This is a genomic window from Pararhodobacter sp. CCB-MM2 (genome assembly GCF_001691415.1).
Classification (GTDB): domain Bacteria; phylum Pseudomonadota; class Alphaproteobacteria; order Rhodobacterales; family Rhodobacteraceae; genus Pararhodobacter.
The window spans coordinates 99153-125140 of record NZ_LRRR01000008.1 but is presented as its reverse complement, the minus strand read 5'-3'; the positions used below and the strand labels follow the sequence as shown (position 1 = coordinate 125140).

The 25988-nt window shown below is 68.3% G+C and carries 18 protein-coding genes; 12 read left to right on the top strand and 6 right to left on the bottom strand.

Features of this window, described 5'->3' with window-relative positions:
* Window positions 1-24 precede the first annotated feature (24 nt).
* The 12 genes from BCY78_RS10910 (at window position 25) to rnd (ending at window position 16899) form a co-directional block, all read left to right on the top strand.
* Window positions 25-1377: a CmpA/NrtA family ABC transporter substrate-binding protein gene (locus tag BCY78_RS10910; protein ID WP_068301362.1), complete on the top strand. Its 1353-nt coding sequence runs from the start codon at window positions 25-27 to the stop codon at window positions 1375-1377.
* Window positions 1378-1463: 86 nt separating this feature from the next.
* Window positions 1464-2540 carry an ABC transporter permease gene (locus tag BCY78_RS10905; protein ID WP_068301508.1) on the top strand — a complete coding sequence of 359 codons (1077 nt, stop codon included), beginning with the start codon at window positions 1464-1466 and terminating at the stop codon, window positions 2538-2540.
* Between the two features lie 5 nt (window positions 2541-2545).
* Window positions 2546-4273 carry an ABC transporter ATP-binding protein gene (locus BCY78_RS10900; RefSeq protein WP_068301511.1) on the top strand — a complete coding sequence of 576 codons (1728 nt, stop codon included), beginning with the start codon at window positions 2546-2548 and terminating at the stop codon, window positions 4271-4273.
* A complete protein-coding gene (locus tag BCY78_RS10895; RefSeq protein ID WP_068301359.1) occupies window positions 4273-5205 on the top strand; it encodes a GAF domain-containing protein in 933 nt (310 codons plus the stop codon). The genes BCY78_RS10900 and BCY78_RS10895 overlap by 1 nt, the downstream gene beginning before the upstream one ends.
* A gap of 9 nt (window positions 5206-5214) precedes the next feature.
* Entirely contained in the window at window positions 5215-7647 is a 2433-nt protein-coding gene (nirB, locus tag BCY78_RS10890; protein WP_068301357.1) for a nitrite reductase large subunit NirB, read from the top strand.
* A 10-nt stretch (window positions 7648-7657) separates the two neighbouring features.
* Entirely contained in the window at window positions 7658-7996 is a 339-nt protein-coding gene (nirD, locus tag BCY78_RS10885; protein ID WP_068301354.1) for a nitrite reductase small subunit NirD, read from the top strand.
* A 1-nt stretch (window position 7997) separates the two neighbouring features.
* Window positions 7998-10628, top strand: coding sequence for a nitrate reductase (locus tag BCY78_RS10880; protein ID WP_068301351.1), 2631 nt, complete (start codon window positions 7998-8000; stop codon window positions 10626-10628).
* Entirely contained in the window at window positions 10625-11608 is a 984-nt protein-coding gene (locus BCY78_RS10875; RefSeq protein WP_068301348.1) for a glycosyl transferase family protein, read from the top strand. Before BCY78_RS10880 ends, BCY78_RS10875 begins: the two co-directional genes overlap by 4 nt.
* A gap of 24 nt (window positions 11609-11632) precedes the next feature.
* Window positions 11633-13018 (top strand): siroheme synthase CysG, encoded by a 1386-nt coding sequence (cysG, locus tag BCY78_RS10870; RefSeq protein WP_068301346.1) that lies wholly within the window; start codon window positions 11633-11635, stop codon window positions 13016-13018.
* Window positions 13019-13057: 39 nt separating this feature from the next.
* Complete coding sequence (locus BCY78_RS10865) at window positions 13058-15178, top strand: RND family transporter (RefSeq protein WP_068301343.1); 2121 nt, start codon at window positions 13058-13060, stop codon at window positions 15176-15178.
* The gene (locus BCY78_RS10860) at window positions 15175-15642 is read left to right on the top strand and encodes a hypothetical protein (protein WP_068301339.1); all 468 of its coding nucleotides are present in this window, start codon (window positions 15175-15177) and stop codon (window positions 15640-15642) included. Before BCY78_RS10865 ends, BCY78_RS10860 begins: the two co-directional genes overlap by 4 nt.
* 93 nt (window positions 15643-15735) lie before the next feature.
* Window positions 15736-16899: a ribonuclease D gene (rnd, locus tag BCY78_RS10855; protein WP_068301336.1), complete on the top strand. Its 1164-nt coding sequence runs from the start codon at window positions 15736-15738 to the stop codon at window positions 16897-16899.
* 70 nt (window positions 16900-16969) lie between these two features.
* Here rnd and BCY78_RS10850 read toward each other — a convergent pair whose 3' ends face one another.
* From BCY78_RS10850 to BCY78_RS10825, 6 genes are all read right to left on the bottom strand, one after another.
* Entirely contained in the window at window positions 16970-20728 is a 3759-nt protein-coding gene (locus tag BCY78_RS10850) for a hypothetical protein (RefSeq protein ID WP_068301333.1), read from the bottom strand.
* A 153-nt stretch (window positions 20729-20881) separates the two neighbouring features.
* Entirely contained in the window at window positions 20882-22165 is a 1284-nt protein-coding gene (locus tag BCY78_RS10845; protein WP_068301330.1) for an O-acetylhomoserine aminocarboxypropyltransferase/cysteine synthase family protein, read from the bottom strand.
* Between the two features lie 523 nt (window positions 22166-22688).
* Window positions 22689-23186 (bottom strand): hypothetical protein, encoded by a 498-nt coding sequence (locus BCY78_RS10840; protein ID WP_068301327.1) that lies wholly within the window; start codon window positions 23184-23186, stop codon window positions 22689-22691.
* A gap of 376 nt (window positions 23187-23562) precedes the next feature.
* Complete coding sequence (locus BCY78_RS10835; protein WP_068301325.1) at window positions 23563-24825, bottom strand: S8 family serine peptidase; 1263 nt, start codon at window positions 24823-24825, stop codon at window positions 23563-23565.
* A complete protein-coding gene (locus BCY78_RS10830; protein WP_068301323.1) occupies window positions 24812-25435 on the bottom strand; it encodes a hypothetical protein in 624 nt (207 codons plus the stop codon). The genes BCY78_RS10835 and BCY78_RS10830 overlap by 14 nt, the downstream gene beginning before the upstream one ends.
* Window positions 25432-25986 carry an RNA polymerase sigma factor gene (locus tag BCY78_RS10825; RefSeq protein ID WP_068301320.1) on the bottom strand — a complete coding sequence of 185 codons (555 nt, stop codon included), beginning with the start codon at window positions 25984-25986 and terminating at the stop codon, window positions 25432-25434. Before BCY78_RS10825 ends, BCY78_RS10830 begins: the two co-directional genes overlap by 4 nt.
* Window positions 25987-25988 lie beyond the last annotated feature (2 nt).

Here is a 25988-nt window from a genome sequence, read left to right as displayed (position 1 = left end):
AAATGCCCGGAAAGGATCTGCCCAGTGAAACGCCTTCTTGCTGCCCTCGCGGCCTCGACGCTTCTCACCAACCCCGCCTTCGCGCAGGATCTCGAACTCGACGAACTGACTTTCGGCTTCATCAAGCTGACCGACATGGCCCCGCTCGCCATCGCTTATGAGCGTGGCTATTTCGAAGACGAGGGCCTGTTCGTCACGCTGGAAGCCCAAGCCAACTGGCGTGTCCTTCTGGACGGCGTCATCTCGGGCACGCTGCAGGGCGCCCATATGCTGGCCGGCCAGCCCCTGGCCGCGACCATCGGCTACGGCACCGAAGCCCATATCGTCACGCCCTTCTCGATGGACCTGAACGGCAACGGCATCACCGTGTCGAACGAGGTCTGGGACATGATGCGCCCGAACATCCCCTCGATGGATGACGGCCGCCCGCAACACCCGATCAGCGCCGCCGCGCTGGCCCCGGTCGTCGAAGAATTCCGCGACGAGGGTCGCCGCTTCGATATGGGCATGGTGTTCCCGGTCTCGACCCACAATTACGAGCTGCGCTACTGGCTGGCCGCCGGCGGTCTGCATCCGGGCCTCTATTCGCCGCAGGACATCACCGGCCAGATCAATGCCGATGTGTTCCTCTCGGTCACCCCGCCGCCGCAGATGCCCGCCACGCTCGAAGCCGGCACGATCTATGGCTATTGCGTGGGTGAGCCGTGGAACCAGGCTGCCGTGCAGCGCGGGATCGGCGTCGCCGTCATCACCGACTATGAGATCTGGCCGAACAACCCCGAGAAAGTCTTCGGTCTGCGCGCCGATTTCGTTGAGGATTACCCGAACACCACCCGCGCCATCGTCCGCGCCCTGATCCGCGCCGCGATGTGGCTCGATGAGAACGACAACGCCAACCGTCCTGAGGCCGTCGAGATCCTGAGCCGCCCGAACTATGTCGGCGCCGATGCCGCGACGATCTCGGCCTCGATGACCGGCACGTTTGAATACGAGCCCGGCGACGTGCGCGAAGTCCCCGACTTCAACGTCTTCTTCCGCCACAACGCGACCTACCCCTACTACTCGGACGCCATCTGGTACCTGACCCAGATGCGCCGCTGGGGCCAGATCGCCGAAGCCCATGACGACCAGTGGTACCATGACGTTGCCGCCTCGGTGTATCGCCCGGACCTCTACATGGAAGCCGCGCAAAGCCTGATCGACGAGGGTCTCGCCTCGGCCGAGGACTTCCCGATGGGCTCGGACGGCTACCGCGCGCCGGCCACGCTGATGGATGGCATCGCCTATGACGGCCATACGCCCAACGCCTATATCGACAGCCTGCCCATCGGCCTGACCGGCGCGCAGCGCATCGAAGACGGCGCGGTGGTCAACTGACCCAGAAGGGGCCGATCCCAGCGATTGGCCCCACCCCCTGCTCCCTGACGACACGACTTCCGCCGGACCTCATGAAAGGCACCGACATGACGACGCTCGACCCGAATTTCGAAGCCGACGCCGCCCGTGAGGCCCGGCGCGCGCGCCTCTTCACCCGCATCAACAAGGCCGATGGCTGGTTCAAGGTGCTCGGCATGTCCTGGATGACGCCGATCCTGCGTGCCGCCGCCGGTGACAACCCGAAGGCCCAGATCAAGGAAGTTTGGAAGCTGCTGGGCGTGCCGCTTCTGGCCATCGCGATCTTCCTCTTCGCTTGGTCGCAGCTGGCCCCGCGCGTGCAGACCTCGCTCGGCGCGATCCCCGGGCCGATGGCGGTCTGGGAGCAGGTCGAGAACCTGCATGCCGACCATGTCCGCACCATGGAAGACGCCGCCGACTTCTACGCCCGTCAGGACGAGCGCAACGCGACCCGCATCGCCAATGGCGAGGAGCCGCGCTTCCGCAGCTACACGGGTGCGCCGACCTATTACCAGCAGATCTGGACCTCGATCAAAACCGTGTTCTTCGGCTTCCTCCTGGGCACCGTGATCGCCGTCCCGCTGGGCATCGCCGCCGGCCTGTCGCAGACCGCCAATGCCGCGATGAACCCGCTGATCCAGATCTTCAAGCCGGTCTCGCCGCTGGCCTGGCTGCCCATCGTCTCCATCGTCGTCTCGGCCCTCTACACCGTGGATGACGGCTGGTTCTCGAAGTCCTTCCTGATCTCGGCGATCACCGTGACGCTGTGCTCGCTCTGGCCGACGATCATCAACACCGCGCTCGGCGTGGCCTCGATCGACAAGGACCTCGTCAACGTCTCGAAGGTCCTGAAGATGTCGACCTGGACGAAGATCACCAAGCTGGTGCTGCCCTCCTCGCTGCCGCTGATCTTCACCGGCCTGCGTCTGTCGCTGGGTGTGGGCTGGATGGTGCTGATCGCCGCCGAGATGCTGGCGCAGAACCCCGGCCTTGGAAAATTCGTCTGGGACGAGTTCCAGAACGGCTCGCAGAGCTCGCTCGCCAAGATCATGGTCGCGGTCTTCACCATCGGCATCATCGGCTTCCTGCTCGACCGCCTGATGTTCGCGATCCAGTCGATGTTCACCTTCACGAACAACCGGTGATCCCCATGGCCATCCTTGAATTCCAGAACGTCTCCAAGGGCTTCGGCGAAGGCACCCACCGCACCGAGGTGCTGCCTGAAGTCAACCTCGCCATCGAGGACGGCGAATTCGTCGCCATCCTCGGCTTCTCGGGCACCGGCAAGTCGACGCTGATGAACCTGATGGCCGGGCTGATCCTGCCGGACGCGGGCAAGGTCCTGTTCAAGGGCCAGCCCATCGAGGGCCCCGGCCCCGAGCGCGGCCTCGTCTTCCAGTCGTATTCGCTGATGCCCTGGCTCACCGTGCGCGGCAATGTCGGCCTCGCCGTCGACTCGGTCTTCCCGAAGCTGTCGAAAGCCGAGCGCGCCAAAAAGGTCGAGCATTACGTCAAGATGGTGGGTCTGGGCCACGCGATGGAGCGTCGTCCGGCCGAGCTGTCGGGCGGCATGCGCCAGCGCGTCTCGGTCGCCCGCGCACTGGCGATGAACCCCGAGATCCTGTTGCTGGACGAGCCGCTGTCCGCCCTGGACGCCCTGACCCGCGCCAAGCTCGCCGACGAGATCGAGCGCATCTGGGCCGAGGACCGCAAGACCTGCGTGTTGATCACCAACGATGTGGACGAGGCGATCCTGCTCGCAGACCGCATCATCCCGCTCAATCCCGATGGGACGCTGGGCGAGGAATTCCGCGTCTCGATCCCGCGTCCGCGCGACCGGGGCGAGATGAACCATGACGAGACCTTCAAGGCCCTGCGCGCGACCATCACCAATTACCTGATGGATGTCGGCATCGAGGGCCGCATCGAGGGCTCGCGCATCCTGCCCAATGTGAAGCCGATCCATGCGGGCTCCACCGATCCCGAGATCCCCGCCGTCGTCGCCGAGGCCGCGCATTCGCCGCTGACCGACCGCTATCTGGAATTCTCGCAGCTCCACAAGATCTACCCGACGCCGAAGGGCCCGCTGACCGTGGTCGAGGACTTCAACCTCAAGGTCAACAAGGGCGAATTCATCTCGCTGATCGGCCATTCCGGCTGCGGCAAGTCCACCGTGCTGACCATGGCCGCCGGCCTCAACGAGATCAGCCAGGGCGTCATCAAGCTGGACAATCGCGGCGTGCTGGGGGCCGATCCCGAACGCGCCGTGGTCTTCCAGTCGCCCTCGCTCTTCCCCTGGCTCACCGCCAAGGAAAACGTCGCGGTGGGTGTCGACCGGGTCTATCCCCGCGCCACCGCCAAGGAGCGGCAGGAGGTGGTGGAATACTATCTCGAGCGCGTCGGCCTTGGTGACAGCATGGACAAGCCCGCCTCGGACATGTCGAACGGCATGCGCCAGCGCGTCGGCATCGCCCGCGCCTTCGCCCTCTCGCCGAAGCTTCTGCTTCTGGATGAGCCCTTCGGCATGCTCGACAGCCTCACCCGCTGGGAGCTGCAGGAGGTGCTGATGGAGGTCTGGTCGCGCACCAAGGTGACCGCGATCTGCGTCACGCATGACGTCGACGAGGCGATCATGCTCGCCGACCGCGTGGTGATGATGACCAACGGCCCCCGCGCCACGATCGGCAAAATCATGGAGGTGGACCTGCCGCGCCCGCGCACCCGCAAGGCACTGCTGGAACACCCCGATTACTATTCCTACCGCGAGCAGGTGCTCGGCTTCCTCGAAGAATACGAGGGCGGTGCACGCCCCAATGAGAAGAAAGCCGAGCCCGAGGCAGCAGCCCCCGCAGCAGCGGGCAAGCAGGAGGCAGCGTGATGGACGTAACCCTTGACCCGCAAGCCCGGACCTTCATCGAGGTCTCGGAGGTCTGGGTGCCCCGTGATGGTGTCCTCGTCCACGCCCAGGGCAACTATGGCGACCGCGAGGCCTTCGCGGCCGTCTCGGGCCGCGAGAGCTTTGCCTTGGGCGAGGGCCTGCCGGGCCGGGCCTGGGCCGAAGGCAAGCCTGTGGTGCTGAAGGAATTCGACGGCAGCTATTTCAAGCGCACCGAGGCGGCCAAGGAAGCTGGCCTCACCAGCGCCGTGGCGATCCCGGTCTTCGACGGCAAGACGCTGAAAGCGGTGCTGGTGGTGCTCTGCTCGGACGACACTGAGCGCACCGGCGCCATCGAGCTTTGGGCCGAGACCGACGGGCTGATGATGCTCTCAGACGGCTATTACGGCGCCGCCAAGCATTTCGAATGGGTCAGCCAGCACACGCATTTCCCGCGTGGTCAGGGCCTGCCCGGCGGTGTGTGGTCCGCCCGCACGCCGATCCTGATGCGCGATCTGGGTTCGGGCTACCGCTTCATCCGCGCCGACAGCGCGGGCAAGGCAGGGCTGACCACGGGCCTCGGCCTGCCGGTCCCCTCGCCGGTCGGTGAGACCTTTGTGCTGACGCTGCTTTCCGCGCGCGGCACGCCCCTCGCCCGCCGGTTCGAGATCTGGGACAGCCGCGCGGCCAAGGTCGGCACCACGGGCGGCGCGGTCCTGATCGACGGCATCTGCGCCCGCGACGGCCGCCTTTGGGACGAGGACAATCCCCGTACCGCCAAGGCCTGGGAAGGCCCCATCGGCACCGTGCTCGGCAGCGGCCTGCCGCTGGTCATGGGCGGCAATCCGGCGCTGACCGCGGGCTATGCCTCGATGGTCGCGCTCCCCATCCATCTGGACGGCGAACATGCGTTCACCGTCGCCTGGTATTGCTGAGGTCACACCATGCAGAAACTTGTGGTCATCGGAGCAGGCATGGCCTCCGGCCGCGCGCTGGAGCATCTGTTCGACACCCAGCCCGGCGAATGGGACGTCACCCTGTTCAACGCCGAGCCGCGCGGCAATTACAACCGCATCATGCTTTCGCCGGTGCTGTCGGGTGAGAAGTCCTATGCCGAGATCGTCACCCATGACGAGGATTGGTACGCAGCCCAGGGCGTCCATTGCCGCTTTGGCGAAAAGGTCGTGGCCATCGACCGCGCGGCCAAGACCGTCACCGGCGAGAACGGCACCGTGGCTTACGACAAGCTGCTGATCGCGACGGGCTCGAACCCCTTCATCATCCCGCTGCCGGGCCACCAGCTGCCGGGCGTCGTGGCCTACCGCGATCTGGAAGACACCAATGTGATGATCGAGGCCTCGGCCATTCCCGGCGCCCATGCCGTGGTGATCGGCGGTGGTCTGCTGGGTCTGGAAGCGGCGGCGGGTCTGCGTCTGCGCGGCATGGAAGTGACCGTGCTGCACATCGCCACGCATCTCATGGAGCGCCAGCTCGACGCGGCGGCGGGCTTCTTGCTGCAAAAGGATCTGGAGCGTCGCGGCATCAACTGCATCCTGCAAGCGAACACCAAACAGATCACCGGCGACGGCAAGGTCGAGGCGGTGGAGCTGGCCGATGGCACGGTGCTGCCCGCGAGCCTCGTGGTGATGGCCGTCGGCATCCGCCCGAATGTGCAACTGGCCAAGGAGGCCGGGCTGGCCGTCGGCAAGGCGATTCATGTCGATGACCAGATGGTCACCTCGGACGCGGATATCCTCGCGGTCGGCGAATGCGTCGAGCATCAGGGCGCGATCTTCGGCCTCGTCGCCCCGCTCTACGACCAAGCCAAGGTCGTCGCCGCCACCCTGCGCGGCGAAGAGGCGACCTTCGTCCAGAAGCAGCTGTCGACCAAGCTGAAGGTCACCGGCTGCGACCTGTTCAGCGCCGGCGACTTCGCCGAAGGCCCGAACCGCGAGGACATCGTGTTCCGCGACCCCGCGCGCGGCGTCTACAAGCGGCTGGTGATCGAGGGCGAGAAGCTCGTGGGCGCGGTGTTCTACGGCGACACGGCGGACAGCAACTGGTTCTTCGGCCAGATCCGCGACGGCGCCGATATCTCGGCCAATCGTGACACGCTGATCTTCGGCCCGGCCTTCCAGGGGGGCGCCCCCGTGGACCCTATGGCGGCCGTTGCAGCCTTACCGCCTGAAGCGGAAATCTGCGGCTGCAACGGCGTGTGCAAGGGCGCGATCGTCGACGCCATCAAGGGCGGCGCGGTCGATCTGGGCGCCGTGCGCGCGACGACCAAGGCCTCGGCCTCCTGCGGGACCTGCACGGGTCTCGTCGAGCAGGTGCTGGCCTCGACCCTCGGCGGCGCCTTCGAGCGCAACGCGCCGCAGCCGATGTGCAAATGCACCGATCTGACGCATGAGGACGTCCGCCGCCTGATCAAGTCGCAGGAGCTGAAGTCGATGCCCGCCGTCTGGCAGGCAGGTGCGTGGAAGACGCCCGATGGCTGCCATTCCTGCCGTCCGGCGCTGAACTTCTACCTGCTGGCCGACTGGCCGCTCGAGTACACCGACGATTTGCAGAGCCGGTTCATCAACGAGCGCAAGCACGCCAACATCCAGAAGGACGGCACTTTCTCGGTCATGCCGCGCATGTGGGGCGGGATCACCACCCCCGACGAGCTGCGCGCCATCGCCGATGCCGCCGACAAGTTCAAGGTGCCGACCGTCAAGGTCACCGGCGGCCAGCGCATCGACCTTCTGGGCGTGAAGGGCGAGGATCTGCCGGCGATCTGGGCCGATCTCAACGCCGCCGGCATGGTCTCGGGCCATGCCTATTCCAAGGGGCTGCGCACGGTGAAGACGTGTGTCGGCACCGACCATTGCCGCTTCGGCACACAGGACTCCACCGGGTTGGGGATCGCGCTGGAGAAGGCCTTGTGGGGCTCCTGGACGCCCCACAAGGTCAAGCTCGCGGTCTCGGGCTGCCCGCGCAACTGTGCCGAGGCGACCTGCAAGGATGTGGGCGTGATCTGCGTCGACTCGGGCTACCAGATCGGCGTCGCCGGGGCGGCCGGGATGGACGTGAAGGAGACCGAGCGTCTGGCCGATGTGAAGACCGAGGAAGAGGTCCTCGACTACACGATGGCCTTCATCCAGCTCTACCGCGAGAACGCCAAGTATCTGGACCGGCCCTATAAATGGGTCGCCAAGGTGGGGCTCGACTGGGTCAAGGAGCAGGTGCTCGACGCTGGGATCCGTGCCCAGCTGGTCGAGCGCTTCCAGATCTCGCAATCGGTCTACCAGAAGGACCCCTGGGCCGAGCACGTCAAGGAGCGCGCCGAGCAATATGTGCCCGTCGCCGACCTCACCAAATTCGCCGCCGAGTAAGGAGCAAGCCATGAGTGACTGGATCGATATCGGGCCCCTCGACGCCATCCCGCCGCGCGGCGCGCGCAAGGTGGAGACGCCTTTGGGCTGCGTCGCGGTCTTCCGCACCGGCGACGACCGGGTCTTCGCGGTGAACAATCGCTGCCCGCACAAGGGGGGCCCGCTGAACGAGGGGATCGTGCACGGCCAATCTGTCACCTGCCCGCTGCACAACTGGGTGTTCGACCTGTCGACCGGCCTTGCGCAGGGCGCGGATGAGGGGCGGATCGACACCTTCCCCGCGAAGCTGGAGGGCGGTCGCGTTCTGCTGGCCGCCAGCGCGCTCCGCGCCCGTCCGGTGGCCGCCTGAGATGGGCGCCCCGACCCGCACCACCTGTCCCTATTGCGGCGTCGGCTGTGGCGTCAGCGCCTTGCCCGACGGCAAGGGCGGGGCCGCGATCATCGGGGACAAGGCGCATCCGGCCAACAAGGGCAAGCTCTGCTCCAAGGGCTCGGCTCTGGGCGAGACCCTGTCGCTGGACGACCGCCTGCTGCGCCCGCAGGTTTGCGGGCAGGACAGCGGCTGGGACGAGGCCCTGCAGCTGGTGGCGGACAAGTTCCGCACCACGGCGGCGGAATACGGCCCCGATGCGGTGGCCTTCTACGTCTCGGGCCAGTTACTGACCGAGGATTACTACGTCGCCAACAAGCTGATGAAGGGCTATATCGGCTCGGGCAATATCGACACGAATTCAAGGCTCTGCATGGCCTCGTCGGTGGCGGGTCATAGGCGGGCCTTCGGCACCGACACCGTGCCCGGCCTCTATGACGATATCGAACTGGCGGACACCGTGGTGCTGGTGGGCTCGAACCTCGCCTGGTGTCACCCGGTCCTCTACCAGCGCCTCGCCGCCGCCAAATCCGCCCGGCCCGAGATGCGCGTCGTCACCGTGGACCCGCGCCGCACCGCGACCTCGGACCTGTCGGACCTGCATCTGGCGCTGCGCCCCGGCTCGGATGTGGCGCTGTTCAACGCGCTGCTCACCCGGATCGTCGACGAGGACGCGCTGGACCATGCCTTCCTCGGCGCGCATGTCGAGGGCTTCGTCGCCGCCCTCGCCGCCGCCCGCGCTGATGATCCCGAGGCCACCGGCCTCAGCGCCGAGGAGATCGACGCCTTCTGCCGCCTCTGGATGCGGCGCGAGAAGGTGGTGACGATCTATTCGCAGGGCGTGAACCAATCCTCGCAAGGGTCGGACAAGGTCAACGCGATCCTGAACTGCCACCTTGCTACCGGCCGGATCGGCAAGCCCGGCATGGGCCCGTTCAGCGTGACCGGCCAGCCCAATGCCATGGGCGGGCGAGAGGTCGGCGGTCTTGCGAACATGCTCGCCTGCCATCTCGATATCGAGAACGCCACCCACCGCACTGCCGTGCACGAATTCTGGGATTCGCCGGTCATCGCCGACAAGCCGGGCCTCAAGGCCGTCGACATGTTCAAGGCGGTGGGCGAGGGCCGGATCAAGGCGCTCTGGATCATCCACACCAACCCCGCCGTCTCGATGCCCGACGCCGATGCCGTGCGCGACGCGATTGCCAGCTGTGACTTCGTCGTCGTCTCGGATGTGACCGGCCGCACGGATACTGCCCGCCTCGCGCATGTGCTGCTGCCTGCCACGGCCTGGGGCGAGAAGGACGGCACCGTCACCAATTCCGAACGCTGCATCTCGCGCCAGCGCGCCTTCCTGCCCGCCCCGGGCGAGGCCCGCGCCGATTGGGACATTCTGGCCGAGGTCGCCCGCCGCATGGGCCATGTCGCCGCCTTTGATTATGCAAACCCGGCCGAGATCTTCCGCGAATACGCCGCCCTCTCGGGGGTCGCGGGCAAGTTCGGGCGGGATTTCGACATCTCGGCCCTCGCCGATTGCTCGGACGCCGATTACGACGCGCTCGAGCCCTTCCACTGGCCGCGCTCGGGCACCCGCAGCGGCGGGCGCTTCTTTGGCGACGGGCGGTTCTTCACTTCGGACGGGCGCGGGCGGATGCTGGCGGTCAGCACGCAGGCCCCGGTCGCGCGCCCCTCGGCCGACTGGCCGCTGGTGCTGAACACCGGACGGCTGCGCGACCAATGGCACACGATGACCCGCAGCGCGAAGTCGCCGCGCCTCAACGCCCATATGGCCGAGCCCTATCTGGAGATCCATCCGGTCGACGCGGCGCTGGCCGGCTTGTCCCCGGCCTCGCTCGCCCGGGTGGAAAGCCCGGTCGGGGCGGCGATCCTGCGGGTCTTGGTCTCGGACAAGGTGCAGCAGGGGCAGGTCTTCGCGCCGATGCACTGGACCGGCGAGACCGCCTCGGCCGGGCGCATCGACGCGCTGGTCCCGGCGGTCACCGATCCCGTCTCGGGCCAGCCCGAGAGCAAGGCCGCCACCTGCCGCGTCACCGCCTTCGCCGCCGGGGCCTATGGCTTCGCGCTGTCGCTGGAAGAACCCGTCCCCGACGCCCCCTATTGGGCGAAGGCCCGCGCGCGGGGCGGCTGGCGTTGCGAATTGGCGTGGGAGACCGCGCCGCAGGACTGGACCGAGGCCGCCCGCGCCCTGTTCGGCCTCTCGCCCGATGCCGAGCCGCTGGTCGTCGCGGACCCCGCGCGCGGCCTGCACCGGCTGGCCTTTCTGCAGGACGGCCGCCTTGCCGCCGCGCTGTTCGTCGCCCGCGACCCCGTCGCCGTCTCGCGCCAGCATCTGATCGGGCTGCTGGGCGCCGAGGATGCGCTGGGCGTGCTGGCCGGCCAACCCGGCGCCGACCGCCCGGACCCCGGCGCGACGATCTGCGCCTGTTTCGACGTGGGCGTGAACACGATCCGCGCCGCGATCAGCGCGCAGAACCTCACCTCGGTCGAGGCGATCGGTCAGGCCTTGCGCGCCGGCACGAATTGCGGATCCTGCAAGCCTGAACTCAAGGCCTTGCTGGAGGCGGCCGCCCCGCGGCTGGCAGCGGAATGACATTAGCCCCCTATGTGCAAATCCTCGCGCGCGGTCCCGGCCGCTCGCGCAACCTGACGCGCGACGAGGCACGCGACGCGCTGGGCTTGATCCTGCGCGGCGAAGGCGCCCCCGAGGCGGCCGGCGCGATCCTGATGCTGATGCGCTTCCGCTCGGAAAACGCCGAGGAAATCGCCGGCTTCGTCGAGGCGATCCGCGCCTCGGCCCAGGTCTGGGAGGGGCCTGCCCCGGCCCTCGACTGGCCGAGCTACGCCGCCGGGCGCTCGCGCGGGTTGCCGTGGTTCCTGCTTTCGGCGCGGCTGGTGGCGCAGGCGGGTCATCCGGTGCTGCTGCACGGCTGGAACGCCGCCGATGGCGCGGGCTCGGTGCGGGGCGCGCTGGCCTCGGTCGGCATCGCGGCGGCGCAGGGCATGGCCGATGCGGGCGCGCTGCTGCAGCGGCAGGGCATCGCCTATCTGCCTCTGGAAGCCGCCGCGCCCGAGGCTCTGCGCGTGTTGCGCCTGCGCGAGGTGCTGGGCCTGCGCTCGCCCATCAACACCGCGCTGAGGCTGTTCAACCCGGGCGGCGCGCGCACCTCGGTGCAGGGCGTCTTCCACCCGCCCTACCGGGGCCTGCAGACCGATTCCTCGGCCCTTCTGGGCCAGCCGAACCAGATGGTGCTGAAAGGCGCGGGCGGCGAGTTCGAGCGCGCGCCCTCGAAGGACATCGCCCTGATGGGCCTTCGCGACGGCCAGCCCTTCGAGGCCAATGCGCCCGCGCTGATCGATGACACCGGCCGTCTGGCCGAGGGGCCCGAGCATACCGCCCCCGAGGCGCTGGCCGCCCTCTGGCAGGGGCTGATCTACGACCCCTATGCCGAGGCGATCGTCTTGGGCACCGCCGCCGTCGCGCTGATGGCGCTGGGTGTCGCATCCGATCCCGACGCCGGGCTGAAACTGGCGCAAGACCTGTGGACCGCCCGCCTCAAACGCGCCGCCTGACCCTCTGAAACACCGGAGCCGACGATGAAGACCTTCCCGATGTTCCTGCAAATGGCCGACCGTCTCGTGGTGATCGCGGGGGGTGGCGAACAGGCGGCGCAGAAGGCGCGGTTGATGCTGAAGGCCGAGGCCCGCCTGCGCCTGATCGCGGCCGCGCTGGACCCGGAACTGGCGGGTCTCGTCGCCTCGGGCCGGGCTGAGCAGGTGACGGAGGCCAGCGCCGAGGCCTTCACCGGCGCCGCTTTGGTGTTCATCGCCACGGGCGACGAGGAACAGGACGTGGCCCTGCATGCCGTGGCGAAGGCGGCGGGCTGCGTGGTGAATGTCGTCGACCGGCCCGAGCTCTGCGATGCCGTGACGCCCTCGATCGTCGACCGCGACCCGGTCGTGGTGGCGATCGGCACCGAGGGCACGGCCCCGGTGCTCGGCCGCCAGATTAAGACCCAGATCGAGCAGATGCTGGAACCCAACCTCGGCGCGCTGGCCGCGCTGGCCGGTCGCCTGCGCTCGGCCGTGGCCGAGGCCGTGCCCCATGCCCGTCGCCGCGCGCTGTGGGATTGGGTGTTCGCAGGCCCCATCCGCGACGCCCATGCGCGCGGCAAGGAGCGTGAGGCCGCGAGCCTGCTGAAAGCCGCCATCGCTGAGGGTCAGGCCCCCGGCGATCAGGCCCGCGGCCATATCTCGCTGGTCGGTGCCGGCCCCGGTGCGCGCGATCTGATGACCCTGCGGGCGGTGAAGCGGCTGCAGGAGGCCGACGTGATCTTCTACGACCGTCTGGTGGACCCCGAAGTGCTGGAACTCGCCCGCCGCGACGCGCAGCGCATCTATGTCGGCAAGACCGTCGGCGCGCATGAATGGCCGCAGGAGAAGATCGACGCGCTGATCGTCTCGGCCGCGCGGCAGGGGCAGCGGGTGGTGCGGCTGAAATCCGGCGATCCCTCGCTGTTCGGCCGGGCCGAGGAGGAACTCCGCGCCGCGCGCGAAGCCGGGATCGAGACCGAGATCGTCCCCGGTGTCACCGCCGCCAGCGCCGCCGCCGCCAGCCTCAACCGCGCCCTCACCGAGCGCGGCGCGACTGATCACCTGATCCTTGCCACCGCGACGAAGCGCGACGACGCCGATGCGCCCGACATCGCCGCATTGGCCCGCCCCGGTGCGACGCTGGCTTTGTACATGGCGACCCGCCAGATCCCGCGCATCGAGGCCGATCTCATGGCTGCCGGCTGGCCCCATGACACCGAGGTCGAGGCCGTCGCCAACGCCAGCCAAGCCAGCGAGAAGATCGTCACCGGGCGTCTGGGGACCATGAGCCGAGATCTGGAGGGCGTCACGCATCCGGCGATCATCCTGATCCGCTTCCCGATGCACCCCGTTGCCGTGGCCGCACCGATCCCCGCGCTCACCGCCTGACACCTTGCCGCCATCTGGCCGGGCGCTATTCTCCGCCCGATGCAGAGCGACAAGTCCTCCCTTCTGACCCGGCTCTTTGCCGTCCTTCTGGCGCACCCGCTCTGGCCCGCGCTGGCGCTGGTGCTGATCACCGGCCTTGCGCTTTGGCAGGCGACGCAGATCCGCGTGGCGGTCAATCTGGCGGGCCTGATCGGGTCGCAGACGGAAGGCGCGCAGGCGCTCGACCGTTACGAGGCGCGCTTCACGCCCTTCCGCGCCGAAGAGGTGCTGCTGGTCCGCGCACCCGGCCTGCCCGGCGGCAGTTTCGCCAGTGACGAGGCGCTGACCGCGCTCGATGATCTGGTGTTCGAATTGCAGTTCACCGAGGGCGTTGAGCAGGTAATCTCGCTCCCCGGCCTGCCCGCTCCCGGTCGTCAGGGCGCGTGGCTGTCGGGGCCGGAACTGGCGGCCCTGCCCCCCGAAGCGCGCTTGCAGACCATGCGGGCCGAGAACCCGTTGGCGGCGCAGCTGATCTCCGAAGACCTGACCGAGACGCTGATTGCCGTCGCCCCTGGCGCGGGCCAAGGCGGCCCCGATTTCGCGGACCGCCTGCAGGAGGCCGCCGCCGTGGTGCCCGGGATCTCGGTTCAGCCGGTCGGCATCCTTGAAGTGCAACGCGCCATCGCGTCGGAACTGATCTACGACCTCTCGGTCCTCGTGCCGGCTGCGGTTCTGTTCTGCCTCGGCCTCTCGGCGCTGCTGTTCCGGGGCCTGCGCGCGACCATCGTGATCGCGCTGCCGCCGATCACCGGGCTGGTGTGGTTTCTGGGCTTCCTCGGGCTCACCGACACGCCCATCGACCCGCTGATGGGCTCCTTGCCGGTGGTGCTGATCGTGCTGGCCTTCTCGGATGCGATCCATGTCTACCACGCGGCGATCCATGCCGTCCGGGGCGCGAGCGACCGTCCCGCCGCCCTCGCCCGCGCGCTGGCCCAGACCGCCCCCGCCGCCGCGCTGACCTCGCTCACGACCGTCATCGCCTTCTCCTCGCTCTCCCTGCCCGACTCGCCGTCGCTGAACACCATGGCCTGGACCGGCGGGGTCGGCATGGCGCTGTCGCTGGCCGCGGTGCTGCTCATGACCCCGGTGCTGATGTGGGCGCTGCGCGTTCCGGAACCCGAGGGCGCGCCGCCGCGCTTCTTCTCGGGCATCGTCGCCCCGGCGCAGCGCCTGTCGCGGTACACGCGGTCGGTGCCCATTGTCGCCGCCCTGCTGCTGGCGGGGGTCTGGGGCCTGCAAAGCCAATCCGAGGTCGGCTTCCGCTACGCCGATTACCTGCCGCGCGGCACCGAGGTGACCGAGGCGCTGACGGCCATGGATGAGGCCGGCCTCGGCTCGGATCGGATGCTGGTGGTGATCGAGGCCGATCCCGCCGACCCGCTCGCCCGTGTCCGCGCCGCAGCAACGGCGATCTATGGCCCTTCGGCCGACAATTTCACCGCGGGCGAGACCGGGGCGGCGATGCTGGCGCGCATGGCCTCGTCGGATGGCAACGCCCATGCCCTGCCCGTCCAGATGCCCATCGCCGCCCGCGACATCCGCGCGGATGAGGCCCTGACAGCCCTGACCGACCGACTGGCGGCGGCAGACCTCGGCCCCGTCACGCAGGTGATCGGCCCCGGACAGGCCCTGCTGACCGAGGGGCCGCGCATCGTGGAAAGTCTGCGCTGGGGCCTTTATTCGACGATCCTCGCCATCACGCTGCTGGTCGCGCTGGTGCATCGCTCCTGGCGGCTGTCGCTGGTCGCGCTGGTGGTAAACCTGATCCCGATCCTCGGCGTCGAGGCCTGGCTGGTGATCCTCGGGCGCGAGCTGACGATCATGAACATGATCGCGCTGACCGTGGCCTTCGGCATCGCCGTCGATGACACGCTGCATTTCCTCAACCGCTTCCGCCTCGCACAGGGCACGGTGGCCGAGCGCACCGACCAAGCCGTCGCTGAGGCCGGCCCGCCGATGGCCGCGACCACAGCGATCCTGCTGGTGGGGCTACTGGTGACGCTGTTTTCCTCGCTGTCCGGTCTCTCGGTCTTCGGTGGCCTCATCGCGCTGGCCGTGGCGCTGGCCTTGGTCGCCGACCTGTTCCTGCTGCCCGGCCTCATCCGACGGAGCCTCAAATGATCCGCCCCCTGCTGCTGATGCTCGCCTTCACCACGCCGCTCCACGCCCAGACCCTGCCCGCCTTCACCGGGCAATGGCAGGGCGAGGGCACTCTGACCCTCGGCACCGAGCCCGCGCAACGCTTCCAGTGCCGCTTGCGCTTCAACCCGCTCGATGCCCAAGGCGCCGCCGCGCGCAGCCAGTTCGTCGGCCGCTGCGCCACGGCGCAGGGCTCGCAGAGTGTGAACTACACCCTGATCGAGAGCCCCGACGGCACCCTGACCGCCGAGGCCCGCGGCGCAACGGAGGGGGACTTGCCGCCGACGCTTCAAGGCCGGGCCGAAGCCAATGCTTTGACCCTTCGCGGAGAAGACGACGCTCGCATGAGCCTCACGCGGGACGGGGCGGCGCTGGCTTTCACACTGGAAGGTCATGACACGCGCGGGCCGGCGCGGGGGCAAGCCCGGCTGCTGGCACGGGAATAATCAAGCACCGCAGGACGGAAACGCTTTCCAATCCCCGCCCCGGCCCTTAGAACCTTAGGACCAGCGGGACGCCCCCGCCACCAGCGAGGCCGAATGAACATCATTACCACGACCGAGGCCCTTGCCGCAGTTTGCGACGAGGCGGCGAACGAGCCCTACGTCACCCTCGACACCGAATTCCTCCGCGAACGCACCTATTACGCCAAGCTCTGCCTCGTGCAGATGGCGCTGCCCGGCAAGGGGCCCGATCGCGCCTATATCATCGACCCGCTGGCCGAGGGCCTGTCCCTCGATCCGCTCTTGGAGTTGATGCGCAATCCTGACGTGGTGAAGGTGTTCCACGCCGCCCGTCAGGATCTGGAGATCTTCTTCATCGACGGTGGCGTGATCCCGCAGCCCCTGTTCGACACCCAGATCGCCGCGATGGTTTGCGGCTTCGGTGAACAGGTCGGCTACGAGACGCTGGTCAAGAAGATCGCCCGCGCGCCCTTGGACAAGACCTCGCGCTTCACCGACTGGTCGCAGCGCCCCTTGTCCGACGCCCAGCTGCGCTATGCGCTGGATGACGTGACCCACCTTCGCCAGATCTACGAGCATCTGAAGAAGGATATCGAGAAGAGCGGCCGCGCCGCCTGGGTGGCCGAGGAAATGGCCGTCCTGACCTCGCCCGACACCTATGTGACCCATCCCGAGGACGCCTGGCAGAAGGTCCGCACCCGCGGCCAGTCCGGCAAGTTCATGGCGATGGTCAAGGAACTGGCCCGCTTCCGCGAGGATTACGCCCAGACCCGCAACGTGCCGCGGTCCCGCGTGTACAAGGACGATGCGCTGCTGGAACTGGCCTCGACCAAGCCCGACAGTCTCGAAGCCCTGGGCCGTTCGCGGCTGCTTCTGCGGGAGGCCCGTCGCGGTGAGATCGCCGATGGCATCCTTGAGGCGGTGCAGCATGCGCTGGCGCTGAACCCCAAGGACTGGCCCCGCACCACGGCCGAGGAAGCGCCGCTGCAGGTGAACCCGGCCCTGGCCGACCTGCTGCGCGTCCTGCTGAAGGCCAAGGCCGACAGCGCGGGCGTGGCGCAGAAGCTGATTGCCCCGACCTCAGATCTGGATGCGATTGCCGCGGGCAAGCGGGATGTCGATTGCCTGAAAGGCTGGCGGCGCGAGCTGTTCGGGGCCGATGCCCTGCGCCTCTGCGCCGGTGAGCTGGCCCTCGCGGCTAAGGGGCAGCAGGTCCAGGTCATCGAACTGCAGGCCTGACCCTGCCCATCACCCATAGAAAAAGGGCGCCCCGCAAGGAGCGCCCTTTTTCCATGACCTGTGACACGGATCAGCCGCCGATGCGCAGAACCTCGTTGCGGCCCCGGACGACGTAGCGCAGCTCGCTCTCACCGATAGCGGCGACCTGACCGCCTTCCAGCCGGTCGCCGACGCGCAGACGTACCACGCGACCACTGGCCAGACGCACCAGCGCCCGACGGTCGTTCTCGGATCCGAAGACGCCGATGAGGTTCACGTCGCGCAGGCGGATCGCGTTCTCATCGGTCGCCTGTTCGGCCACGCTGGCTGAGGTCGGGATCGACGGCTCACGCGAGCCGGTTGCGGCCGGCGCGGCAGGTGCCGGCGCGGTGCTGGCCGCCGAGGCGAGGATCTCACGCGCGCGCTCGGCGATGTCGCCCGGACGCTCGCCCGGCACCGGCGAGGCGGCAACAGCCTCAGGCGTGGCACCGGCGAGGTCGATTTCCGGCTCGCTGTCCGCCTCGGTTGTGTCGGTCGCAGCGGCCGGCGCGCCCTCAGGCACCAGGTCCGTGGGACGGCGCTGCGGGCGGAAGCCCGACAGGGCCAGACCACCCGGCGTGGTGCCATCGACGGCGGTCTCGTCCAGCGCGGCGCCATCCAGCGCGGCCAATTCGGTCACCGGCGTGCTGTCGCTGGCCCGCGTCGCGGCGGCATTCGCAGGCGCAATGGCGCCGGCGGTCGAGGCCGCGGCGATCAACGTCGCGTCGTCGCCCCCCGTCAGCGCGGCTTGGTCGCCATCGATCGTCGGCTCGTCGGGCAGCGCCGGGGCGGGTTCCTCTTGCGGCTGCTGCGCGGCGCGCTCGGCCTCAAGCTGTTCACCGATGGCGCTGATCCGCTCAGGCCGCGGCAGCGGGCGGAACTCGGCCAGCGCGGGATCGGCACGCGGGGTGTCATCGGGGACAGCAGGCGTCTCGGGCGCGGCCACGGCGCCGGCAGCATCTCCACCCACCGCTTCGGCAATCGCGCTCTCAATGGCGGCGGCGACCGGTTCGGTCGAGGGTTCCGGGGCGACCACGGCTTCCGGCGCGGCTTCAACCGTTTCCGCGGGGGCCGTTTCCTCGGGCGCGGGCGCAGGCTCAGCCACCGGGGCCAGCACGGTGCCCGGACGCGGCGCCGGGGCCACCTCGGGACGACCGGCGTAGACGGTGACACCCGACGGGGTCAGCGCGCCGTCCGGCGTGGCCTCGACCAGACCGCGGTCATCGAAGGTGAATTCGGTGCCATAGGGCGGCGGCGGAGCCGGGGTGACGAAGGCGGTTTCGCTGACCGACGGAACCGAGATCTGGCTCGGCAGCGACAGGCGCTGTTCCGGCGTTGCGGCACTGGCCAGATCGGGCGCTTCGCTGGCCGGGGTTGCGGCCACGGCCTCGGGCGCGCCACCGGCCTGTGGTTCCCCCTCGACGGCGGTGCCCGCATCAGGCTCGGCCTGTGCGAGAGCCGTTTCAGCCGCCGCATCAGCGGTTTCCGTCGCCGGGGCTTCGACAACCTCGGGCGCAGCCGTTTCCGGGGCGGTTTCGGTCGCGGCAACCTCTGCCGGGGCGCCACCATCGGGCAGCGCATCGGCCGGCAGCGCTTCTTGCAGCGCTTCCTGCACCAGCGTTTCCAGCATCTGGTCCGGATCGGTGGTTTCCGGCGCGGTCACAGGCTCTTCGGGTTCCGTCGCGGCCAGTTCGCCAACGGTCTCGTCACCCGCCACTACTCCAGCGTCTTCCGGCGTGGCCGGGCCCGACAGAGCAGGCGGCACGATGCTGTCCGAAGACCCGGCCTCGGCCAGAGTCGACGGCGCCTCGATCTGCGCCAGAGCCCCCTGTTCAAGCGGGGCCTCGACAGGCGCATTGGCGGCAAGCTGCGTGTTGTCGGTGCCGCCCGAGAAATAGACGGCCCAGATCGCCACGGCGACCAGCAGGAGCAATGCGCCCCCGGCCGCCATCAGGCCCCGGCGCGCCATCCCGCCCGAGCTGCGCTGCGTTCCGCGCGCGCCGAAGATGGTCAGCGCTTCGGCTTCGCGGTTCTTCTCGCTTTCGGTCGCAGGCGGGCGCGAGGAGGCGACGATGGCCTCGGGCGGTGCGGGACGGCGGTTCTTGCCTCCAGCAGCCAACGGCGCCGTGGTCGCATCCTCGGTCGGGGTAACCGGCGCGGCGGCCTTTTCGGCGCGGCGCGCTTTCAGCGTCGCAGCCCCCGCCGCGGCGCTGGCGCCGGCACCGGCGAAGGCCGCACGGGCGCGCGCCATCAGGCGGTTCGGGCCGGTTTCTTCCTTGCTGCCGGGCAGCACGGCGATGCGGCCGCCCGGGTTGGCCTCGGCCTTCGGGGCGTCGCTGGTCGAGGCGATGACGGGACGCGGCACCGGACGGGCCGCAGGCGTCGCGGCGGTCGGTGCCGGGCGCGGTGCAGGCTCGCTCGGGGCGCGGCGGCGGGTCGAGAAGGCGACGGCACCGTCGGATTTGGAGACGTCGGACTTTGCGCCTTCCTGCTCGGGCTTCGGATCGGCAGCCTTCGCCTCGGACGCGGGAGCGTCGGCCTTGGCGTCGACCGGCTTCGGCGTCTCGACCTTCGGAGCCACGCCGGGCGCCGGGCGCGGGGCGGGCGTGGTCGAAGCCTTGCCGGGCTCGGTCTTGGCTGCGGTCGGCGCACGATGGCTGAAGGCCGGAGCCGGGGTGTCATCGCCCGTGGGCACCGGCTTTGCGGACAGCACCGGAGACGGCCCCGCACCGGCCGGACGGGCCGGCGGCGTGTCGGAGGGCTTGGCGGGCGAGAAGGTCGCGGCGCCTTTCAGACCCGGCGGGGCGGGCGGGATATCATCGGGCAGAGGCCCGGCGGCAGCAGGGCGCTGCGGGACGGCGGCAGCCTCTTCCCGCGCGGCTTCGGCCTGTTCGCGGCGCAGGCGGGTGCCCATCCGACGCACGAGGCTGCCAACGCGGGCGCCCATGCCCTCGGGCTCGGCCGGGACGGGAACCCCGCCGAGGCCGGGAATGCCGTTCGGGATGGCGCGCGGCGACGGACGACGCTCGGTCGCCGCGGCGGCGGATCCGATGGCGACCTTCGGCTGCGCGGGTGCGGTGGCGGGAGTGCTCGTCGGGGCTTCGGCTTTCGGCTCGGCCTTGGGGGCCTCAGGCGTGGCCGGTTTGGCTTCAGGCTTGGCGACCTCGGCCTTCGGGGCCTCAGCCGGCTTGGGCTCAGGCGTCGGTTCCGCCTTGGGCTCAGCTTTCGGCACTTCCGCGACCGGGGCTGCGGCCTTGGCGGGCTTGTTGCGCAGGATGCGGATCGGCTCGGCATCCGGCTGCACGTGCTTGCCCGCGGGCAGCAGCGTCGGCGCCACCATCGTCTCGCCGAAGAAGGGCTCGCCGCCGAACTGGCCGGGCTCGGGCTGCGCCACGAAAGCCACCGGGTTAAACCCGTAGCCATCGGCGAAGGTCTCGGCCTCGATCAGGGTCTCACGCGCGGCGATCACCACCAGCGCGTAATCGTCCTCGACCGACCAGTCATAGGCCAGTTCCTCGATCCGATAGGGCGTCAGGCGCTCGATCTCGTCTTCGATCTGGAAGCGCCGGGCTTCATCGGTCGGTCCGGGCGCGACGATCGAGGTATAGCGGACCTCTGAGTCAGGCAGCACCAGCTTGGTGCGCAGGCCACCCGGCTCCAGCGATTCGGCTTTGGCAACCAAATCGGCACAGGCCTGGGCCACATCGTCATTCTCGAAATCCACCGACCCCACCGGGGACCAGCCGCCGGAGGCACGATGGAGCAGCTCGACGCCGTCATTGGACAGCTTCAGGGCGAAATTTGGTTTCATACCGCGCGTTTATCACAGCCACCGGGGATGAGCCGAGTCACCGGCTCGTGCTTAACCATGCGTATAGCAGGAATCCGCCGATGAAAACAAAAAGCCCGGCAGTGATGCTGCCGGGCCACAATTCATCGGTCAAAAAGCTGTCAGCACGCGGATTTAAGCCGAGGCTTTGTCCAGCGCCTGTGCCAGATCGGCGATGATGTCCTCGCCATCCTCGATCCCGATGGACAGACGCACCACGTTCGGCGCGGCACCGGCAGCCACCTGCTGTTCCGGCGTCAGCTGGCGGTGCGTGGTCGAGGCCGAATGGATGATCAAACTACGCGCATCGCCGAGGTTGGCGACATGGCTGAACAGCTCCAGCGAATCGACCATCTTCACGCAGGCCTCGTAGCCCCCCTTCAGCGCCACGGTGAACAGCGCGCCCGCGCCTTTCGGCAGCAGCTTCTCGGCCCGCGCCTTGTAGGGCGAGCTGTCGAGGCCGGGATAGGTGACTGCTTCGACCGCCGGATGCGTCTCCAGCCAGGCCGCGACCTTGCCGGCGTTGGCGACGTGCTTTTGCATGCGCAGGCTCAGGGTCTCGATGCCCATCAGCGTGTAATGCGCGGCCTGCGGGTTCATCGTCATGCCGAGGTCGCGCAGACCGATGGCGATGCCGAAGAAGGTATAGGCCAGCGCGCCGAAGGTCTCATGGAACTTCAGGCCGTGATAGGCGGGCTCCGGCTCGGCCAGCGAGGGGAATTTGCCGTTCGACCAGTTGAACTTGCCCGAATCGATGATCGCGCCGCCGGTGACCGTGCCATTGCCGGTCAGGTATTTGGTGGTCGAATGCACCACCAAGGTCGCGCCCATCTCGATGGGCTTGGCCAGATAGGGCGTCGCGGTGGTGTTGTCGACGACGAGCGGGATGCCGTGCTTGTCGGCAATCGCCGCCAGCGCCGGGATGTCCGAGACATAGCCGCCGGGGTTGGCGATCGTCTCGCAGAACAGGGCGCGGGTGTTGTCGTCGATGGCGGCCTCGACAGCGGCGAGGTCATCGGTGTCGACGAAGGTGCAGGACCAGCCGAAACGTTTGAACACCTGCGTGAACTGGGTGATCGTGCCCCCATAGAGGCGGGTCGAGGCGACGATGTTCTTGCCCGGCCCCATCAGCGGGTACAGCGCCATCAGCTGCGCGGCATGGCCCGACGAGGTGCAGACCGCGCCCACGCCGCCTTCCAGCGCGGCCAGACGCTCGCCCAGCGCGGCAACGGTCGGGTTGGTGAGGCGGGAATAGATGTAGCCCACCTCCTGCAGGTTGAAAAGCGCGGCCGCGTGATCGGCATCGCGGAAGACATAGGCGGTGGTCTGGTAGATCGGCACCTGACGCGCGCCGGTGGCCGGATCGGGCCGTGCGCCGGCGTGGATCTGAAGGGTGTCGAAACCGATATCCTGAGTCATGAAATGCCTCCCTCTGACAAACTGCGCCGGACGCTAAGCCATCGCAGGAGGGCAAGCAACAGAGCCGGATAGCCGCGCCGTGCGAGGCCGATGAACAGGGTTTCGTCCTGGCGACATCCGGCGGGAGGGCGTTCGCGCGGGCCGGCGCCGTCAGGGTGATCTTTCCGGTGCGAGACGCCTTGGTCGACAGATCGTCCTTCCCGTCGGACAAAAAGACGCCCCGGTGGAAACCGGGGCGCCGTGGGTGCTTAAACGATCAGATCTAAGGTTTGGTCATGAAATCCCGTGAAAGAATGCCGGGAAAATCGTACGTCACTTCAATGTCTTGCGCGGATCGTCCGCTTTCTATGTTGGTAGGTCGGACAAGCCGCCTGATGGGTTCAAAGAAAATGCGAGAAGCGTGATCTTTTTTCAGTCGGGTCGCAGGCTCTGCCACTCTGGCGTCATGCTCATGCAGATCGCCGCCATCAAGGTTGATGGCGGCGGATCGTATCAAGACAGCCCTGTCTCAGTTGGTTGAGGTTCAAACGGCGGCGGAATCCGAGTTATTGCCGCCATTGCACTCATTGTTCCGCAGATTACCGTCGGTACGGGTGATAGGGCTCATGTACAGGCTCGCCTGCCCTTGCCAGCCGCTGCCTTGACGCGCGACGCTCCAGGTACGGGACTGACCCGCGTTAAGCTGGGTGAAAGGCAGCTGCACCGCTTCGGTCGCACCAAAAGCGCTGGTGATAGACACATCGACCCATTGCAGCCCGTTCGAACTGACAAAATTGATCGACGAAGTATTGGTCAACGTGACTGTAAAGGTCGACTGCCCGTCACGGTCGTGCGCCGCATTGACGCTCATGTCGACGCCGAGGTCGACGCAAGCGCGCACGCCGGGCACCAACACTTGCGGACCGGGTTGGATGGCATGCTGACCGGGCAGCAAAAGGCGAGGGGTCTGGGCCGACACGAACGAAGTGGCGACAGGCGACAGGGCTAGGGTAGCGACGAGGGCAACGAGGCGGGCTTTCATGATCTGGCTCCTATAGAATTGCGTGGTTGAAAAGATTGAGCGTTGGGAACTGATCATGGGTCGCGCGGCTGCCCCCTCGGGTTCAAAAGAAAATTGCCGGCAGGAGAAGCGCAAAAAAAGACCCCGGAGCAAGCTCCGGGGCAGGTATGGGACAGTCGGACAATGGCAGCGCCGGCACCGACGGAAACGAGGGAAAATCCGGGGTCAGGCAGCTGTCCTGAGCCTGCGGGCCCTGCGCATTGTAGCTATAGGTCGCACGAGGGTACGCCCCGGTTCAAAGATTCTCCGAACAGATGACAGACGCGCGACAGGGGCAGGAAAAAGGGCCGCGGGAGTCCCTCCCACGGCCCCTATCGGCAAGATCATGCGCGCGGCCTCAGCAGCCGCCCTGCACCAGCCCGTAACCGAAATCGGTGTTGCGCGCGCCTGGGCCGAGGGGTTCGACGCCGGCCCGCAGCGCCCCCCGGATGGCCGCAGCGGAACCACGGCCCGCCGCCATGTGGCGCGCCGCCAGCGCGGTGACGATCGGCGCGGCGAAGGATGTGCCGCTGACATAGCCAGCCCCGCGCGCCCGGGCGGCGTAGATGTCGACGCCGGGGGCCGAGAATTCCAGTTCTGCCCCGGTGTTGGCCCGACGGAACAAGCGTCTGCCCGCGTCCACGGCGGTGACGGCGATCACCTCGGGCGCGGCCGCCGGCCAGGCGACGACCGGGCGGCGATCATTGCCCGAGGCCGCGACCAGCACGATCCCCCGCGCCGCCGCAGCGGAAATGGCCCGGCCCAGCGCCGCATTCTCAGGCCCGGCAATCGACAGGTTGATGAGACGAACGCCCCGCCCCGCCAGCCGGTCGATGGCCTGAGCGATCCGTTCGACCGAGGCTTCCTCGCCCTGCTCACGCTCGGCAAAGACGGAAATCGCGTGCAGACGAGCGCCGCGGGCAAAGCCGGACAACAGCCCGGACGGGTCTTCGCCAACCAGCAGGGCAGCGACGGCCGTTGCGTGATCCTCGGACGGCAGGTTGTTGCTGGTGACCAAGGTCTCGAAGGTGACGTTGACGCCACGCAAGGCCGGGTGGTCGGTGTTGACCGGGCCGTCGATCATGCCGATGGTCATCGGCCGCGGCAACCGGCAGCGCCCTGCACCCGTCGCTGCGTCAGGCGCCGTATCGCCGATCAGCGCCGGTGCGTAGATGCGCGGGGTCGACTGGGCGAAGTTATACAGATGGTGCCAGGAAAGCGATGAGTCCGGCGCCTGCAGCGTGAGCTCCGCCTGCGCCTGCCGACGTGCGGCTTCGGTGGGGAAGGTTGCGATGGTTGTGGTGTCACCAAGGTTCGGCAACTCGGTCGCGCGGATGACCGATCCCCCTGCGGCGTCGATGACGGCGGCCACGGCAGCGCCCTCGCCGGCGGGCCCGACCACGATCCATTCATAGCGCGCGCCTTCCGTGCGTTGAACGCGCGGTGCGCGGCCTTGACCAGGCACCTGGGGCCGCTCGTAACCGCCGGGTTCGTCATAGCCGTATTCCGGATACTCTGGATACTCGCCGTTCTGCGCCGAAGCAGACACGACCGACGCCACCACCAGCAGCCCCGCCGCGATCAGCCCCCGGCCTGCCGCCCGTAGGTCAGTTCTGAACATTCTCCACACTCTCCACAATATCGTCGGCCGCGCGCAGCGAACGGGCCGCCGCATCCAGCGCCGCGCCATCCAGCACATCCAGACGGTACAGCCCCAACGAGGACGGGCCGGCGACGATCTCCAACTCGGCTCTCAGCAAAAGGTCACGGATCTGCGCCTCAGTGGCGCCGGGGCGGAAGGCCACCAGCAGCGCACCCGCGCTCTCGGCCCCGGCCATGACATAGCCGGCGGGCGCGACGTTGATCTCCACATTTGCAGGCGGGCGAACGAAATAGGCCTGTGCCACAAGACCGATCACGGCCACGGCAGCCACGGCCTGCCACATCCGGTTGCGGCCGGGGAAGCGGGCGACAGTCGACGCCGGGGCGACAGGCGCAGCTGCCGTTTCACGGTCGACATCGCGCATCAGCCGGGCCAGGCCGAACTCACCGGGCGAGCCAATGTCCTCGGCCTGCATCTCGGCGCGGATCACGGCCAGCGCATCACGCTCGGCGGCCAGTTGCGGGTCTTCGGCCAGCAGGAATTCCAGCTCGGCCCGCTCGGCGTCGGACAGAGTTCCATTCACCAGGAACGGCAGATCCAGTTCCATCTCTTCGCGCGACCGGGTCATGCCACCGCCCTCCCCTTCAGACGGCCGGACAGGCAGTGCAGGAGCAGCTTCTTGGCATGGTGCAGGCGCGACTTGATCGTGCCCTCGGGCACACCGGCGATCTCGGCGATCTCGGCGCAGGTCATGTCCTCGTAGAAGGCCAGCGAGATGGCGCTGCGATGCTCGTCGGACAGGGTGGTCATGCAGACGCGCAGATGTTCCGCTTCCTGCTGGGCCGCATAGCCCGCATCAGCCGCATCCGCGACATCGCCGGTTTCCGGGACTTCATCGGTGAGCGTCACGCGCCCGCGCTTGCGATGGGCGTCGATCACCTTGCGATAGGCTATGCCAAAGATCCAGGTACGCACTTGACTTCTCCCCTCGAAGCTGGCGGCGACCCGCCAAATGTCCATGAAGACTTCGTGGAGTATGTCGGCGGCCTCGTGGGGATCGTTCAATCGCGAGCAGATAAATTTGTAGACCGGGCGTTCATAGGCGCGATAAAGCGCCGCGAGGGCCTGCTTGTCCCCCCCGGCGATCTGCTGAACCAGAAAATGGTGGTTCTCGGACATCT

Coding starts and splice junctions, on each gene's coding strand:
- BCY78_RS10905 (WP_068301508.1), top strand. CDS start 1,464: ATGACGACGCTCGACCCGAATTTCGAAGCCGACGCCGCCCGTGAGGCC.
- BCY78_RS10900 (WP_068301511.1), top strand. CDS start 2,546: ATGGCCATCCTTGAATTCCAGAACGTCTCCAAGGGCTTCGGCGAAGGC.
- BCY78_RS10895 (WP_068301359.1), top strand. CDS start 4,273: ATGGACGTAACCCTTGACCCGCAAGCCCGGACCTTCATCGAGGTCTCG.
- nirB (WP_068301357.1), top strand. CDS start 5,215: ATGCAGAAACTTGTGGTCATCGGAGCAGGCATGGCCTCCGGCCGCGCG.
- nirD (WP_068301354.1), top strand. CDS start 7,658: ATGAGTGACTGGATCGATATCGGGCCCCTCGACGCCATCCCGCCGCGC.
- BCY78_RS10880 (WP_068301351.1), top strand. CDS start 7,998: ATGGGCGCCCCGACCCGCACCACCTGTCCCTATTGCGGCGTCGGCTGT.
- BCY78_RS10875 (WP_068301348.1), top strand. CDS start 10,625: ATGACATTAGCCCCCTATGTGCAAATCCTCGCGCGCGGTCCCGGCCGC.
- cysG (WP_068301346.1), top strand. CDS start 11,633: ATGAAGACCTTCCCGATGTTCCTGCAAATGGCCGACCGTCTCGTGGTG.
- BCY78_RS10865 (WP_068301343.1), top strand. CDS start 13,058: ATGCAGAGCGACAAGTCCTCCCTTCTGACCCGGCTCTTTGCCGTCCTT.
- BCY78_RS10860 (WP_068301339.1), top strand. CDS start 15,175: ATGATCCGCCCCCTGCTGCTGATGCTCGCCTTCACCACGCCGCTCCAC.
- rnd (WP_068301336.1), top strand. CDS start 15,736: ATGAACATCATTACCACGACCGAGGCCCTTGCCGCAGTTTGCGACGAG.
- BCY78_RS10850 (WP_068301333.1), bottom strand. CDS start 20,728: ATGAAACCAAATTTCGCCCTGAAGCTGTCCAATGACGGCGTCGAGCTG.
- BCY78_RS10845 (WP_068301330.1), bottom strand. CDS start 22,165: ATGACTCAGGATATCGGTTTCGACACCCTTCAGATCCACGCCGGCGCA.
- BCY78_RS10840 (WP_068301327.1), bottom strand. CDS start 23,186: ATGAAAGCCCGCCTCGTTGCCCTCGTCGCTACCCTAGCCCTGTCGCCT.
- BCY78_RS10835 (WP_068301325.1), bottom strand. CDS start 24,825: ATGTTCAGAACTGACCTACGGGCGGCAGGCCGGGGGCTGATCGCGGCG.
- BCY78_RS10830 (WP_068301323.1), bottom strand. CDS start 25,435: ATGACCCGGTCGCGCGAAGAGATGGAACTGGATCTGCCGTTCCTGGTG.
- BCY78_RS10825 (WP_068301320.1), bottom strand. CDS start 25,986: ATGTCCGAGAACCACCATTTTCTGGTTCAGCAGATCGCCGGGGGGGAC.